Source organism: Pseudomonas sp. AU11447 (genome assembly GCF_001672555.2).
GTDB classification, from domain to species: Bacteria; Pseudomonadota; Gammaproteobacteria; order Pseudomonadales; family Pseudomonadaceae; genus Pseudomonas; species Pseudomonas nitroreducens.
In genome coordinates this window covers 81,564-95,275 of sequence record NZ_LZDG02000052.1, presented here as the reverse complement: position 1 = coordinate 95,275, position 13,712 = coordinate 81,564, and the positions used below count along the sequence as shown (strand labels likewise).

The 13,712-nt window shown below is 63.6% G+C and carries 13 protein-coding genes; 4 read left to right on the top strand and 9 right to left on the bottom strand.

All coding sequences use genetic code 11. The features are described 5' to 3' along the window. Positions 1–73: 73 nt before the first annotated feature. Together lexA and sulA are read left to right on the top strand one after the other, a co-directional pair. Positions 74–688, top strand: coding sequence for a transcriptional repressor LexA (gene lexA, locus A6723_RS20640; protein WP_026079098.1), 615 nt, complete (start codon positions 74–76; stop codon positions 686–688). Positions 689–701: 13 nt separating this feature from the next. Next, positions 702–1,175: an SOS-induced cell division inhibitor SulA gene (gene sulA, locus A6723_RS20635; RefSeq protein WP_054910435.1), complete on the top strand. Its 474-nt coding sequence runs from the start codon at positions 702–704 to the stop codon at positions 1,173–1,175. A gap of 44 nt (positions 1,176–1,219) precedes the next feature. Here sulA and A6723_RS20630 read toward each other — a convergent pair whose 3' ends face one another. The 6 genes from A6723_RS20630 to fadB all read right to left on the bottom strand — a co-directional run bounded on the left by A6723_RS20630 (position 1,220) and on the right by fadB (position 8,595). Beyond that, positions 1,220–1,459 (bottom strand): hypothetical protein, encoded by a 240-nt coding sequence (locus tag A6723_RS20630; protein ID WP_024766857.1) that lies wholly within the window; start codon positions 1,457–1,459, stop codon positions 1,220–1,222. A 107-nt stretch (positions 1,460–1,566) separates the two neighbouring features. Next, positions 1,567–2,088 (bottom strand): DUF6586 family protein, encoded by a 522-nt coding sequence (locus tag A6723_RS20625; protein ID WP_054910436.1) that lies wholly within the window; start codon positions 2,086–2,088, stop codon positions 1,567–1,569. 67 nt (positions 2,089–2,155) lie between these two features. After that, entirely contained in the window at positions 2,156–4,762 is a 2,607-nt protein-coding gene (gene topA / locus A6723_RS20620; protein WP_054910437.1) for a type I DNA topoisomerase, read from the bottom strand. Positions 4,763–4,854: 92 nt separating this feature from the next. Continuing rightward, positions 4,855–5,118, bottom strand: a complete 264-nt coding sequence (locus A6723_RS20615; RefSeq protein WP_054910438.1) for a DUF1653 domain-containing protein — start codon at positions 5,116–5,118, stop codon at positions 4,855–4,857. 123 nt (positions 5,119–5,241) lie between these two features. After that, on the bottom strand, positions 5,242–6,417 hold the full coding sequence (gene fadA, locus A6723_RS20610) for an acetyl-CoA C-acyltransferase FadA (protein WP_054910439.1): 1,176 nt from the start codon (positions 6,415–6,417) through the stop codon (positions 5,242–5,244). A 30-nt stretch (positions 6,418–6,447) separates the two neighbouring features. Further along, positions 6,448–8,595 carry a fatty acid oxidation complex subunit alpha FadB gene (gene fadB / locus A6723_RS20605; RefSeq protein WP_024766852.1) on the bottom strand — a complete coding sequence of 716 codons (2,148 nt, stop codon included), beginning with the start codon at positions 8,593–8,595 and terminating at the stop codon, positions 6,448–6,450. A gap of 475 nt (positions 8,596–9,070) precedes the next feature. On the opposite strand from fadB, the gene A6723_RS20600 reads away from it, so the two are divergent. Further along, positions 9,071–9,877, top strand: coding sequence for a hypothetical protein (locus A6723_RS20600; protein ID WP_054910440.1), 807 nt, complete (start codon positions 9,071–9,073; stop codon positions 9,875–9,877). Positions 9,878–9,882: 5 nt separating this feature from the next. On the opposite strand, the gene A6723_RS20595 is transcribed toward A6723_RS20600, so the two are convergent. After that, positions 9,883–10,317, bottom strand: coding sequence for a hypothetical protein (locus A6723_RS20595; protein WP_054910441.1), 435 nt, complete (start codon positions 10,315–10,317; stop codon positions 9,883–9,885). Positions 10,318–10,398: 81 nt separating this feature from the next. Between A6723_RS20595 and A6723_RS20590 the strand changes: the two genes are divergently transcribed. Further along, positions 10,399–10,839, top strand: a complete 441-nt coding sequence (locus tag A6723_RS20590; protein ID WP_024766849.1) for a universal stress protein — start codon at positions 10,399–10,401, stop codon at positions 10,837–10,839. Between the two features lie 44 nt (positions 10,840–10,883). On the opposite strand, the gene A6723_RS20585 is transcribed toward A6723_RS20590, so the two are convergent. Further along, positions 10,884–11,570, bottom strand: coding sequence for a hypothetical protein (locus tag A6723_RS20585; protein WP_054910442.1), 687 nt, complete (start codon positions 11,568–11,570; stop codon positions 10,884–10,886). A gap of 62 nt (positions 11,571–11,632) precedes the next feature. After that, positions 11,633–13,546, bottom strand: a complete 1,914-nt coding sequence (locus A6723_RS20580; protein ID WP_054910443.1) for an ATP-binding cassette domain-containing protein — start codon at positions 13,544–13,546, stop codon at positions 11,633–11,635. Positions 13,547–13,712: the final 166 nt, after the last annotated feature.

Below are 13,712 nucleotides of genomic sequence, written 5' to 3'. Positions count from 1 at the left end.
CCAATAAAAGCATTGCCAGCCCGCCATCACTGTATATAATTCCAGGCACTGTATAAAAAGCCAGAGTATGGACATGCTGAAGCTCACGCCGCGCCAAGCCGAGATCCTCGCCTTCATCAAACGCTGCCTGGAAGCCAACGGCTATCCGCCCACCCGCGCGGAGATCGCCCAGGAACTCGGCTTCAAGTCGCCCAACGCCGCCGAGGAGCACCTGAAAGCCCTCGCCCGCAAAGGCGCCATCGAGATGACCCCGGGCGCCTCCCGCGGCATCCGCATCCCCGGCTTCGAGCCCAAGGCCGCTGCCAATGACGACGAACTGCCGATCATCGGCCGCGTCGCTGCCGGCGCGCCGATCCTCGCCGAGCAGAACGTCGACGACACCTGCCGGATCAACCCCACCTTCTTCAATCCGCCGGCGGACTACCTGCTGCGCGTACGCGGCCAGAGCATGAAGGACGTCGGCATCATGGACGGCGACCTGCTCGCCGTGCACGTCACTCGCGAGGCGCGCAACGGCCAGATCGTGGTCGCTCGCCTGGGTGAAGAGGTCACGGTGAAGCGCTTCAAGCGCGAAGGCAGCAAGGTCTGGCTGCTCGCCGAGAACCCGGAGTTCGCCCCCATCGAGGTGGACCTCAAGGAACAGGAACTGGTCATCGAAGGCTTGAGCGTCGGCGTGATCCGTCGCTGAACAGGAGACAACCATGCAGTACCCGCAGCCACAGAACCTGCCGCAACTCCCGCTGTTCCAGGAAGCACTCTGGGCGAGCGGTACTGCTCCCCTGCTCCCTGAACTGCTGGAGGCCGAACCGGTTGCCGACGATAGCGCCTTCAGCGAGATTGCCCTGCGCGGACTACCCGGCCAGTGCCTGACGCTGCTGGCGCCGATGCTCCGTGGACTCAGCGAGGAAAGCGATTCCCGCTGGCTGACACTGATCGCCCCACCCTCCAGCCTGACGCCGGACTGGCTGCGCAAGGCCGGCCTGAACCGCGAACGCATCCTCCTGCTGCCCGCCCGCGACCAAGCTGCAGCACAGGCCCTGGCCTGCGAAGCGCTACGCCTGGGCAACAGCCACACTGTGGTGAGCTGGCTGAATCTCAGCGAAAACGCGCGCAGGCAGCTTTCCCGCGCTGCCGTTGCCGGCCAGGCGCAGAGCCTGAATATTCGTCTGGGATGAACTGAACAAGAAGCCTCACCGCGAGCGCGGTGAGGCGGCAGAACTCAGTGCAGGACGCGCGGACCTTCGTCGTCCATGCCCATGTCGCCACCTTCGGCGAGACGACCAGCCATCTGCACACCGACATTGAACATCGCCTTGGCGATCTCGATGTGCTGGCCCTGCAGGAAGCCCTTGGCATCGGCGGAGAACTCCAGGGTCACCAGCGCCTCCTCCTCGTCCGCGCGACGCAGCACAATGCGCCCGTCAGGCAGCTCGACAATTTCCAGAAATGAGGTTGGCATAGCGAAGTTCTCCACAGCAGAACGCGTAGTGTAACAGCCACACCCACTACGCCCTAGCCAAAGCGCGCATCGGCCGACCAGAAGGCCGGCACAGTGTGAAGCGGGAATCAGAGCTCGGTGAGCGAAGCGCGGAAACGCAGCACCAGATCCTTCAGGGCTCTGCGCCAGGCTTCCAGCTCTTCATTGCCCAGTTCGTGCGGCGTCTCGTCGTCGACATTCACTGCCTGGATCAGCGGTTGGGTCGGATCGACCTTGGCTTTCTTCGGCTCGCTCGGGGGCTGGAACAGCGCAGCATAGGCGGCCAGCAGGCAACCCAGCCAGGCTTCGGGCGATTGCGCCAGCTCGACCATTTCGGCCAGCTCCGGGCTTGGAGCGGCGGCCAGCACCTCGGCATTCAGCAGCATATCGACGCGCGGCGCACCGGCCTGGGGCAGGCGGTAGTAGCCGGCGATCTCATGGGCCACGCCCAGCACGGCACCATAGAGATGGAACAGCGCCGATTCGCGCTCGGCCTGAATGCGCGCCTGGGCATTCATCGCACGCGCCGTTTCGGCGCTGCGCCAGGCTTCCAGGGCAAGGCCGGCGAAGAACAGCTTCTGGTTGGTGCGGGTATAGAGTTCGTTCGCCATGACCGGGCCCTCTGCAGTCGACTTCGGCAGTATAAGCACGCCCCGCCTCAGCGGGGCGCGCCTTCCATCAGCGCTTGTCTTCGACCTTCCACTTGCCGCCGTCGAAGAAAGCACGCCAGCCGGTGGGCTTGCCGTCGACTTCGGACTGCACGTACTGCTCCTTGGTCTTGCGGCTGAAGCGGATCACCGCCGGGCGGCCATCCGGGTCTTTTGCCGGCGCGGCGAGCAGGAAGTGGTACTTCGGATCCAGCTCGTCCTTGTGCGGCAGCAGTTCGGCCACCAGCGGAGCACGGGTCTCGCGGTTCTTCGGGAACTGGCTGGCGGCCAGGAACAGGCCGGAAGCGCCGTCACGCAGTACGTAGATGTCGTCCACCTTCTCGCACTTGAGTTCCGGCATGCGAATGGCGTCCATCTTCGGCGGTGCAGGCTCGCCATTCTTCAGCAGCTTGCGGGTGTTCTTGCAGGTCGGGTTGGTGCAACCGAAGAACTTGCCGAAGCGGCCGGTCTTGAGCTGCATCTCGCTGCCGCACTTGTCGCATTCAAGGCTCGGGCCTTCGTAACCCTTGATGCGGTACTGCCCCTCTTCGATCTCGTAGCCGGCGCAATCCGGGTTGTTACCACAGATGTGCAGCTTGCGCTTCTCGTCGACCAGATAGGCATCCATCGCGGTGCTGCAGATCGGGCAGCGATGCTTGCCACGCAGCACGCGGGACTCGGATTCGCCCTCGTCATCCGCGGCGATCTCGTCGCCCGGAATCAGGTTCACGGTCGCCTTGCAGCGCTCTTTCGGCGGCAGGCTGTAGCCGGAGCAGCCGAGGAACACGCCGGTGGAGGCAGTACGGATCATCATCGGCCGGCCGCACTCGCGGCAGGGGATGTCGGTCAGAGTCGGCTGGTTGGCGCGCATGCCGTCGTTGGAGGCTTCGGCCAGGTCGAGCTTCTTGCGGAAGTCGCCGTAGAATTCGTCCAGCACATTTTTCCAGTCGCGCTCGCCCTGGGCCACGTCATCGAGGTTCTCTTCCATGCCGGCGGTGAAGCCGTAGTCCATCAGATTGGAGAAGCTCTCGTTGAGACGGTCGGTGACGATGTCGCCCATCTTTTCCGCGTAAAAGCGGCGGTTGTGGGTAGTGACGTAGCCGCGCTCCTGGATGGTGGAGATGATCGCAGCGTAGGTGGACGGGCGACCGATGCCGCGCTTTTCCAGCTCCTTGACCAGGCTGGCTTCGGAGAAGCGTGCCGGAGGCTTGGTGAAGTGCTGGCTCGGGTCGAGCTTGAGCAGCTTCATCGCGTCGCCCTGGTTCATGACCGGCAGGACGTCGTCCTCGCCCGGCTTGCTCTGCTGCGGCAGCACCTTGGTGTAGCCATCGAACTTGAGGATGCGGCCCTTGGCACGCAGCTCGAAATCACCGGCAGCGGCGCTGACGGTGGTGGACAGGTACTCGGCCGGCGGCATCTGGCAGGCCACGAACTGGCGCCAGATCAGGTCGTACAGGCGCTCGGCGTCGCGCTCCATGCCCGACAGCTGGGTCGGACGCAGGTTGACGTCGGAAGGACGAATCGCTTCGTGCGCTTCCTGGGCGCCTTCCTTGCTGGAGTAGAAGTTCGGCTTGGCCGGCAGGTATTTCTTGCCGAACTCGCTGTCGATGAAGCCGCGCACCATATCGATGGCGTCGGCCGACAGGTTGGTCGAGTCGGTACGCATATAGGTGATGTAGCCGGCTTCGTAGAGACGCTGGGCCATCATCATGGTCTTCTTCACACCGAAGCCCAGGCGATTGCTCGCGGCTTGCTGCAGGGTGGAAGTGATGAACGGTGCCGAGGGCTTGCTGGAGGTCGGCTTGTCCTCGCGCTTGGCGATGCTGTAGCTGGAAGCCTTGAGCTTCTCCAGGGCAGCCATGGCCTGTGCTTCATTGAGCGGCTTGAAGGCTTCGCCCTTCTCGCGCACCACTTCGAAGCGAACCTTGTCGTTCTTCGGCGTGCCGAGGTCGGCATGCACTTCCCAGTACTCTTCCGGGACGAAGGCGCGGATCTCGCGCTCGCGCTCCACAACCAGCTTCACCGCCACCGACTGCACACGGCCGGCGGACAGGCCACGAGCGATCTTCGCCCACAGCAGCGGGGAGACCATGTAGCCCACCACGCGATCGAGGAAGCGGCGCGCCTGCTGGGCATTCACGCGATTGATATCCAGCTCGCCGGGCTGGGAGAAGGCCTCCTGGATGGCCTTCTTGGTGATTTCGTTGAAGACCACGCGCTTGTAGCGCGAGTCGTCGCCACCGATAGCCTCGCGCAGGTGCCAGGCAATGGCCTCCCCTTCGCGGTCCAAGTCGGTTGCGAGATAGATGGTGTCGGCGTCCTTGGCCAGGCGGCGCAGTTCCTCGATCACCTTTTCCTTGCCGGGCAGGATCTCGTACTTGGCCTTCCAGCCGTGCTCCGGGTCGACGCCCATGCGGGTGACGAGCTGGCGCTTGGCCTTCTCCTTCGGCGACAGGGCCGGCGCTTCGGAAGCGGTCTTGCGCGCTTTCGCCGCAGGCTCCTTCGACGCGGACGAGCCGCTGGTGGGCAGGTCGCGGATGTGGCCGATGCTCGACTTCACCACGTACTGGTTGCCCAGGTACTTGTTGATGGTCTTGGCCTTGGCCGGTGATTCCACGATGACCAGCGATTTACCCATGGATCGGAAGATTCCTGCGTCGAAAAGATGAATTTACAAGGAGGGAGGCGCTTGGAGCGGCACCGCTATATATAGTGGCGGTCGCGCCAAGGTCAAGCTTGGGTTTCGCCGGACGGGCCGGTCTGGAGACCCAACGGATCATCTTCGGCGCTGATCAGAGCGAATCGCGGAACCTTCTCGCCATTCACTTCCACCGCCTCGGTGAACATGCTCAGCGGGCGTACCCAGAGACCGAATTCGCCGTAAAGCGCCTGGTAGATCACCAGGTCTTCCTCGGTCTCCGAATGCCGGGCGACGCCGAGCACGCGGTACTGCTGTCCCTTGTAGTGTCGATACAATCCGGGCTGCAAGTGCATGTCGGTTCTCCCTCCGCCGGCCAAAAGGCGGCGATTGTGCTGATTGCGCGGCCGCCGGGCAATCCCCACCCGACAAAAACGAAAGCCGGGGCACAAGGCCCCGGCTCTCCCATCAACGAAAGCTTAGACGCGTTCGAAGACGGTGGTGATGCCCTGACCGAGGCCCACGCACATGGTGGACACGCCCAGGGTGCCACTGTTCTGCCTCATCACGTTCAGCAGGGTGCCGGAGATACGCGCACCAGAGCAGCCGAACGGGTGACCCAGGGCGATGGCGCCGCCGTGCAGGTTGACCTTCTCTTCCATCTTGTCGAGGATCTTGAGGTCCTTCAGCACCGGCAGGGCCTGTGCGGCGAAGGCTTCGTTGAGCTCGAAGAAGTCGATGTCGTTGATGGTCAGGCCGGCGCGCTTGAGCGCCTTGTTGGTCGACGGAACCGGGCCGTAGCCCATGATCGCCGGATCAACGCCCGCCACGGCCATGGCGCGAACCACGGCCATCGGCTGTACACCCAGGTCCTGGGCGCGCTGGGCGCTCATGACGATCATGCAGGAAGCGCCGTCGGTGATCTGCGAGGAAGTACCCGCGGTCACGGTGCCGCCCTTGGGGTTGAAGGCCGGCTTCAGGGCGGCCAGGCTTTCCAGGGTGGTTTCCGGACGGATGGTTTCGTCGAAGTCGAAGATCTTCAGGAAGCCGTTCTCGTCGTAGCCTTCCATCGGGATGATTTCGTCTTTGAACTTGCCTTCCTGGGTCGCTTTCCAGGCCAGCTGGTGCGAACGCACGCCGAACTTGTCCTGCGCCTCGCGGGTGATGCCGTGCATCTTGCCCAGCATCTCGGCGGTCAGGCCCATCATGCCCGACGCCTTGGCGGCGTACAGGGACATGTGCGGGTTCGGATCGACGCCGTGCATCATGCCGACGTGGCCCATGTGCTCCACGCCACCGATGACGAAGACGTCACCGTTGCCGGTCTGGATCGCCTGCACGGCGGTGTGCAGGGCGCTCATGGACGAACCGCACAGGCGGCTGACGGTCTGGCCGGCGCTGGTGTGCGGGATCTGGGTCATCAGCGACGCCATGCGCGCGATGTTCCAGCCCTGCTCCAGGGTCTGGTTCACGCAGCCCCAGATCACGTCCTCGACTTCCGCCGGGTCGATCTTCGGGTTGCGCTCCAGCAGCTTGCTGATCAGGTGCGCGGACATGTTCTCCGCGCGGGTGTTGCGGTGCATGCCACCCTTCGAACGGCCCATCGGGGTGCGGCCGAAGTCGACAATGACGGCGTCTCTCGGATTCAGGCTCATAAATTCACTCTCGCTCTATTCGTTGCGCACTCAACCGAAGAACTTCTGGCCGTTCTTGGCCATTTCACGCAGCTTCGCGGTCGGGTGGTACAGCGCACCCAGGTCGGCGTACTTGTCGGCCAGTGCGACGAATTCGGCCACACCGATGGAGTCGATGTAACGCAGGGCACCGCCACGGAAGGGAGGGAAGCCGATGCCGTAGATCAGGCCCATGTCGGCCTCGGCAGCGGTCTCGACGATGCCGTCTTCCAGGCAGCGCACGGTTTCCAGGCACAGCGGGATCATCATGTAGTTGATGATGTCCTCGTCGCTCAGCTCGCGCTGTTCGGTGACGATGGACTTCAGCAGCTCATACGCCTGCGGGTCGGTGACTTTCTTCGGCTTGCCGCGCTTGTCGGTCTCGTAGGCGTAGAAGCCCTTGCCGTTCTTCTGGCCCAGGCGGTTGGCGTCGTACATCACGTCGACGGCAGTCTTGCCTTCCACGGCCATGCGGTCCGGGAAGCCTTCAGCCATCACGTCACGGCCATGGTGGCCGGTATCGATGCCGACCACGTCGGACAGATAGGCCGGGCCCATGGGCCAGCCGAACTTCTCCATGATCTTGTCGATACGCACGAAGTCCACACCGAAGCCCAGCAGCTTGGAGAAGCCGCCGAAGTACGGGAACAGCACGCGGTTGACCAGGAAGCCGGGGCAGTCATTCACCACGATGGGGTTCTTGCCCATCTTCTTGGCGTAGGCCACGGTGGTGGCGACGGCGACGTCGCTGGACTTCTCGCCACGGATGACTTCTACCAGCGGCATCATGTGCACCGGGTTGAAGAAGTGCATGCCGACGAAGTTTTCCGGACGCTTGAGCGCCTTGGCCAGCAGGTTGATGGAGATGGTGGAGGTGTTCGACGCGAGGATCGCATCTTCCTTCACTACGCCTTCAACTTCAGCCAGAACGATCTGCTTGACCTTCGGATTCTCGACCACGGCTTCGACGACGATGTCGACGTTGCCGAAGTCGCCGTAGGACATGGTCGGGCGAATGGCGTTCAGTGCCTCGGCCATTTTCGCCGGCGTCATGCGGCCTTTCTCGACGCGCTTGCCCAGCAGCTTCGAGGCCTCGTTCAGACCCATCTGGATACCCTCTTCGCGGATATCCTTCATCAGGATCGGAGTGCCCTTGGAAGCGGACTGGTAGGCGATGCCGCCACCCATGATGCCGGCGCCCAGTACGGCAGCCAGTTTCACGTCCTTGGCGATCTCGTCGTACTGCTTGGCCTTCTTCTTCAGGTCCTGGTCGTTCAGGAACAGGCCGATCAGGCTCTGCGCAACCGAGGTCTTGGCCAGTTTCACGAAGCCCTGGGCTTCGATTTCCAGCGCTTTGTCACGACCGAAGTTGGCGGCTTTCTGGATCGACTTGATCGCTTCGACCGGAGCCGGGTAGTTCGGGCCGGCCTGGCCAGCAACGAAGCCCTTTGCGGTCTCGAAGGCCATCATCTGCTCGATGGCGTTCAGCTTGAGCTTTTCCAGCTTCGGCTGACGGCGGGCCTTGTGGTCCAGCTCGCCGGCGATGGCGCGCTTGACCAGGTCCAGAGCGGCGGCTTGCAGCTGCTCGGGAGCCACGACGGCATCGACGGCGCCGACTTTCAGCGCGTCTTCAGCCTTGTTTTCCTTGCCCGAGGCAATCCACTCGACCGCGTTGTCGCAGCCGATGATGCGCGGCAGGCGAACGGTGCCGCCGAAGCCTGGGTAGATACCCAGCTTCACTTCCGGCAGGCCGACCTTGGCGGTGGCGCTCATGACACGGAAGTCGGCCGCCAGGCACATTTCCAGACCGCCGCCCAGAGCGATGCCATTGATCGCGGCTACGGTCGGAACGTTGAGGTCTTCGAAGTCGCTGAAGATCTTGTTGGCTTCGAGGTTGCCGGCCAGCAGCTCTTCGTCAGGCAGCTTGAAGTTGTCGACGAACTCGGTGATGTCGGCGCCGACGATGAACACGCCTTTGCCGCTGGTCACGATCACGCCCTTGACGGACGCATCGGCCTTGATGGTATCGACTGCTTGGCGCAGTTCATTCAGGGTGAGTCGGTTGAACTTGTTGACGGACTCGCCCTTGAGGTCGAAATTCAGTTCGACGATGCCGCTCTCAAGAGCCTTAACCGTGATGGCTTTACCTTGGTAAATCATCAACTGATCTCCACGCTAGGGAAGCTTGAAATCACACGTCGGACACCGTGTATCGGGACGGCCCGGCAGTCGCCGAGGATAGTCCCAAAGCTTGCGGCACACCCGCCGACGCGATAGCCGGGGCGTTCTGATCGAGTCGCTGCGCAGGGCAAACGCTCGATTCATACGCCCGTTTGATTTGGGTGCGCCCACCTTCTAGCAAAAGCCAATGCTTGTCAATCGGCGAGACGTAACAGTCGCAAAGCGGCCGGGGCGTCTGGGCCGGAGCATTCAGCGCAGTCCTGATACCCCATTCATCACGCCTATCATGACAATTGCTACCTGGCACCACCGTCCCGACAGCCACTGTTCAAACCCCATGGCCCGCGCTAGAGTCGGGCGCAATGGCGATCTGCCTCCTGCCAACGCTGGCGGACGCCTGGAACCTGTGCAAAACAAAACAACAAGAAGCCCATGGCTCCAAGGAGTTGGAACGATGTCCAGCCGTCCGCTCGTGCGTCTGCTGTCCGCGCTCGCGCTCACCGCCCTGCCCCTCATCGCTGCCGCCGACACCGCCAGCGACCTGCTCAATGTCCACCAGACGCGCCTGGCCGCCCAGCGCAGCCTTGGCGATTTCTTCATGTTCAACGCGATGGAAGGCGACCAGAAGTACGCCAAGATGGTCGACGCCTCGTCGCAGAGCGCGACTGACGCCCTGGGCAAGCTGGGGGAAATGCCCGGCAACGAATCGAAGAAACTCAGAAGCGAGCTGCAGGATGAATGGAAAGCCTACGCGGCTCAGTTGCACACCCTCACTGGCGCACTGGACAAGAGCGGCTACACCGACCTGCAACCGGTGGCCGACCTCGCCGCACAGAACCGCAAGCTGCTGGACACCGCCGAGCAGCTCTACGCGAAGATTCAGGAAGAAAGCGGCAGCAAGGTCCCGCCGCTGACCCAGCAGACCCGTGAGCAGAGCCTGCTGATGCAGGACATCGCGGTGGATTACGCCTCGCGCAATGCCTCGGTGGGCGCCAGCTTCTTCGGCGGCGGCGAGGAACGCCCGCTGGACGACCTCGCCAACCGCTTCGCGATCAACCTGGTGAAGCTGCAGCAGGCGCCACAGACCACTCCGGAGATCGGCCAGGAGCTGCGCGGCGTGGCGATCAAGTGGCGCTACATCGAAAAATCGCTGCAGAACTACAACCAGAACAGCGTGCCGTTCCTGATCAACAAGTACTCCGACCGCATCATTGAAGACCTGGAGAAGGTCTCCGGCCTTTATGCCGCGCAGCAGAGCTGATCGCTTCAGGCATGCTGCTTGAGGAAGGTCGCGACACGCTCAAGATCGCTGCTGTCGCCCCGCTCGCCCCAGTACAGCGCCAGGAACTGGGGCGTGGCCTCGACCATGTAGACATCCTTCGGCAGGCTGGCCAGCGCCTGGGCCAGCTCAGCCGGGGCGCTCGCCTCGCGCCAGCGGTCCAGCCAGACACCCGGCTCGCTCTGCCAGTAGCACCAGGCATCGCGGTTCCTGCCGCGCGCGCGGTGGTACTGGGCGCACTGGCGCGGCGGCTGCCGTTCCAGCCAGTGCGGCCAGTCCTGCTGCGCCATCTGCATGGCCAGGCCCAGGCGCCGCGCCTGCAGGCGCAAGTCCATCTGCCCGCGCTGGCCGCGCGAAGGAATCAGCCAGGTCAGGGGGCTGAGCACCAATGCGATAAGAAGAATTACCATCCACGTGGTCATATCGGGTATACCGGTCAAACAGGTCAAGCACGGCCGTTAGGGCCATACTGATAATTATCGAGTCCCCCGGAGGAGACGCTCATGCCCTACCAACACATTCTGGTCGCCGTCGACCTCACCGAAGAATGCGACCCGGTGATGAAGCGGGCGGTCGCGCTGGCCAAGGCCAATGATGCCCGGCTCTCGGCGGTGCATGTGGTCGAGCCCATGGCCATGGCCTTCGGTGGCGACGTGCCGATGGACCTATCGATGCTGCAACAGCAGCAGTTCGACCAGGCCAAGGAACGCCTACACCAGTTCACCCTCACCTACGCCGAAATCACCAGCTCCCAATGCCACCTGGTCTACGGCCAGCCGCGCCAGGAAATCCACCGCCTCGCCGATGAGCAGGACTGCGACCTGATCGTCGTCGGCAGCCACGGCCGCCACGGCCTCGCCCTGCTGCTGGGCTCCACCGCCAACGACGTGCTGCACGGTGCGCCTTGCGACGTTCTCGCCGTGCGCCTGCAGAAAACCAGCTGAGCCAACTCGAGTGAGGCAGCGGGCCCTGCGGGGCCCGCTTCGTTTCAGGCCCCGAGCATGTCCCCGCTCATCAACAGCGGGCGCACCTTCTGCAACTGCGCCTCAAGCGAATAGCTCATGCTCGACGCCATGGAGAAGAAGCTGAGGAAGGCCTTCAGGTTCGAGTCACCGTCGCAGGTCTCATGAATGCGCTGCCAGAACGCCTGGTTGACCAGCTGCAATTGCTGGAACTGCTTCACCAGCCCCTTCAGCTCCCAATCCGCATGCCGCCCTTCGCGGAAATTGAAGTACTGCCGCATCAGGTAGAGCGACACCGCGCGCAGGATGAACTCCTGGTTACTGGCGAACGGCAGGTGCTGCTGCGCCATCGGCTTGAGCCGGCCCAATAGCGGGCAGGCGCTGGTCGCCATGATCACGCCGAGCAGCGCCCGCAAGCCCTCTTCCAGACCGGCATGCTTGACGTATTCGCGCTCCGGCGTACGCACCTGCACCGACACTTTCTTGAACGCCGGCAAACCACGGAAATCCTCGATCACCCGGTGCAGGTCCACTGCTGCGGGGCAGTGGCTGTGCTGCGCCGGGTTCAGCGGGCAGTTGCTGCAACGGTTGTAGTCCAGGCGCGTCCAGCGCGGCGCCTGGGCGGCGATCTGCGCGTCGTACTGACGCTCCAGTTCGATGCGATAACTGAACTCGTGCTCATCATCCAGGGTGATGCGGTACTCGATTGCCATTCGGCCATTCCTAGCAGTCTTTGATCAGCGATATGCACGGGCACATCGCCGGACCGACCGGATTATTCTTCCAGTTCGGCCCAGCGCTCGATCAGCCGGTCCAGCTCTTCCTGCAGGGAGCTCAGGCGCGCCAGGGCGGCCTGGGTTTCGCCCTGCGGGCGCTGGTAGAAATCCGGCGACGCGGTTTCTTCCTGCAACGCTGCCATCTCGCCCTCCAGGGCCTCGATCTGCCCGGGGATGGCTTCCAGCTCGCGCTGCAATTTGTAACTGAGTTTCTTCTTCGGCGCGGCATCGACCGGCGTACCAACCGCTGCCACCGGCTGCTCGACAACGGCGGCAGCAGCGGGCTTGTCACTCTTCTCTTCACCTACACCGAGCAACTTGGGCGAGCCGCCCTGGCGCAGCCAGTCTTGGTAACCGCCGACGAATTCGCGCACGCGACCTTCACCTTCGAACACCAGGGTGCTGGTGACCACGTTGTCGAGGAAGGCCCGATCGTGGCTGACCATCAGTACGGTACCGTCGAAGGTCAGCAGCACTTCTTCGAGCAGTTCCAGGGTTTCCACGTCCAGGTCGTTGGTCGGTTCGTCCAGCACCAGCAGGTTGGCCGGCTTGCTGAACAGCTTCGCCAGCAACAGGCGTGCCCGCTCGCCACCGGAGAGCGCCTTCACCGGAGTACGGGCGCGCTGCGGGGAGAACAGGAAGTCGCCCAGGTAGCTGAGGACGTGGCGATTCTGCCCGTTGATCGTGATGAATTCGCGACCTTCGGCAATGTTGTCGATGACGGTCTTTTCCGGCTCCAACTGGTGACGCAACTGGTCGAAATAAGCCACTTCCAGTCGGGTGCCTTCCTTGACGCTGCCGGAAGTCGGCTGCAGGTCGCCCAGCAACAGCTTGAGCAGGGTGGTCTTGCCGGTACCGTTGGCGCCCAGCAGGCCGATGCGGTCGCCGCGCTGCAGCACCAGGGAGAAATCACGAATCAGCGCCGGGCCGCCCGGGTGAGCGAAGCCAGCGTTCTCGACGACGATGACCTGCTTGCCGGACTTTTCCGCAGTCTCCAGCTGGAAACTTGCCTTGCCCTGGCGCTCACGGCGATCGGCACGCTCGTTGCGCATCGCCTTCAGCGCTCGCACACGGCCTTCGTTGCGGGTACGACGGGCCTTGATGCCCTGGCGAATCCACACTTCCTCCTGGGCCAGGCGCTTGTCGAACAGTGCGTTGGCTGCCTCTTCCGCAGCCAATTCCTGCTCTTTATGCACGAGGAAGCTGGCGTAGTCGCCGTTCCAGTCGATCAGGTGGCCGCGATCCAGTTCGAGGATACGGGTGGCCACGGCCTGCAGGAAGGCACGGTCGTGGGTGATGAACAGCACGGCGCCGGGGAAGTCGGCCAGGGCATTTTCCAGCCAGGCGATGGCACCGATGTCCAGGTGGTTGGTCGGCTCGTCCAGCAGCAGCAGGTCGGGCTCGGCCACCAGCGCCTGGGCCAGCAGCACGCGGCGACGCCAGCCACCGGAGAGCTCGGCGAGGGTCTTGTCGGCCGGCAGTTGCAGGCGCGTCAGCGTGGTGTCCACCAGTTGCCCCAGGCGCCAGCCGTCGCGGGCCTCCAGCTCCTGCTGGACGCGCGCCAGCTTGTTCAGGTCCTCTTCGCTTTCGATGTGCATGCTCAGGTGGTGATAGCGCGCCAGCAGCTCGCCCACCTCGGCCAGACCTTCAGCGACCACGTCGTAGACGGTGCGGTCGTCGGCGCGCGGCAACTCCTGCGGCAGCTCGCCGATCTTCAGCGCCGGGGCGCGCCAGATGTCGCCGTCGTCGGGCTTCTGCTCGCCCTTGACCAGCTTGAGCATGCTCGACTTGCCGGTACCGTTGCGGCCAATGACGCACACCCGCTCACCCCGGGCGATCTGCCAGGACACCTTATCCAGCAGCGGAGTGGTGCCAAAGGCGAGGGACACGTCGGTGAACTTGAGCAGGGTCATTGGGTATCTCCACAAACAGGGCGCGCAGTTTAAGGGAAAGCGCGGAAAAGTCAGAGGGTCGCGCGCAAACTCGCGCGGCGAGACAGGCGTCCGCCTTCGCGCGATGCATCTGTGGTGGCGCTTTCGCCGCCCTCGCGCAACAGGCTAAGCTACAGGGCAGCGGGCG

What these genes read in the sequence shown, in the direction of transcription:
- lexA (WP_026079098.1), top strand. Translation starts at nt 74, where the DNA reads ATGCTGAAGCTCACGCCGCGCCAAGCCGAGATCCTCGCCTTCATCAAA.
- sulA (WP_054910435.1), top strand. Translation starts at nt 702, where the DNA reads ATGCAGTACCCGCAGCCACAGAACCTGCCGCAACTCCCGCTGTTCCAG.
- A6723_RS20630 (WP_024766857.1), bottom strand. Translation starts at nt 1,459, where the DNA reads ATGCCAACCTCATTTCTGGAAATTGTCGAGCTGCCTGACGGGCGCATT.
- A6723_RS20625 (WP_054910436.1), bottom strand. Translation starts at nt 2,088, where the DNA reads ATGGCGAACGAACTCTATACCCGCACCAACCAGAAGCTGTTCTTCGCC.
- topA (WP_054910437.1), bottom strand. Translation starts at nt 4,762, where the DNA reads ATGGGTAAATCGCTGGTCATCGTGGAATCACCGGCCAAGGCCAAGACC.
- A6723_RS20615 (WP_054910438.1), bottom strand. Translation starts at nt 5,118, where the DNA reads ATGCACTTGCAGCCCGGATTGTATCGACACTACAAGGGACAGCAGTAC.
- fadA (WP_054910439.1), bottom strand. Translation starts at nt 6,417, where the DNA reads ATGAGCCTGAATCCGAGAGACGCCGTCATTGTCGACTTCGGCCGCACC.
- fadB (WP_024766852.1), bottom strand. Translation starts at nt 8,595, where the DNA reads ATGATTTACCAAGGTAAAGCCATCACGGTTAAGGCTCTTGAGAGCGGC.
- A6723_RS20600 (WP_054910440.1), top strand. Translation starts at nt 9,071, where the DNA reads ATGTCCAGCCGTCCGCTCGTGCGTCTGCTGTCCGCGCTCGCGCTCACC.
- A6723_RS20595 (WP_054910441.1), bottom strand. Translation starts at nt 10,317, where the DNA reads ATGACCACGTGGATGGTAATTCTTCTTATCGCATTGGTGCTCAGCCCC.
- A6723_RS20590 (WP_024766849.1), top strand. Translation starts at nt 10,399, where the DNA reads ATGCCCTACCAACACATTCTGGTCGCCGTCGACCTCACCGAAGAATGC.
- A6723_RS20585 (WP_054910442.1), bottom strand. Translation starts at nt 11,570, where the DNA reads ATGGCAATCGAGTACCGCATCACCCTGGATGATGAGCACGAGTTCAGT.
- A6723_RS20580 (WP_054910443.1), bottom strand. Translation starts at nt 13,546, where the DNA reads ATGACCCTGCTCAAGTTCACCGACGTGTCCCTCGCCTTTGGCACCACT.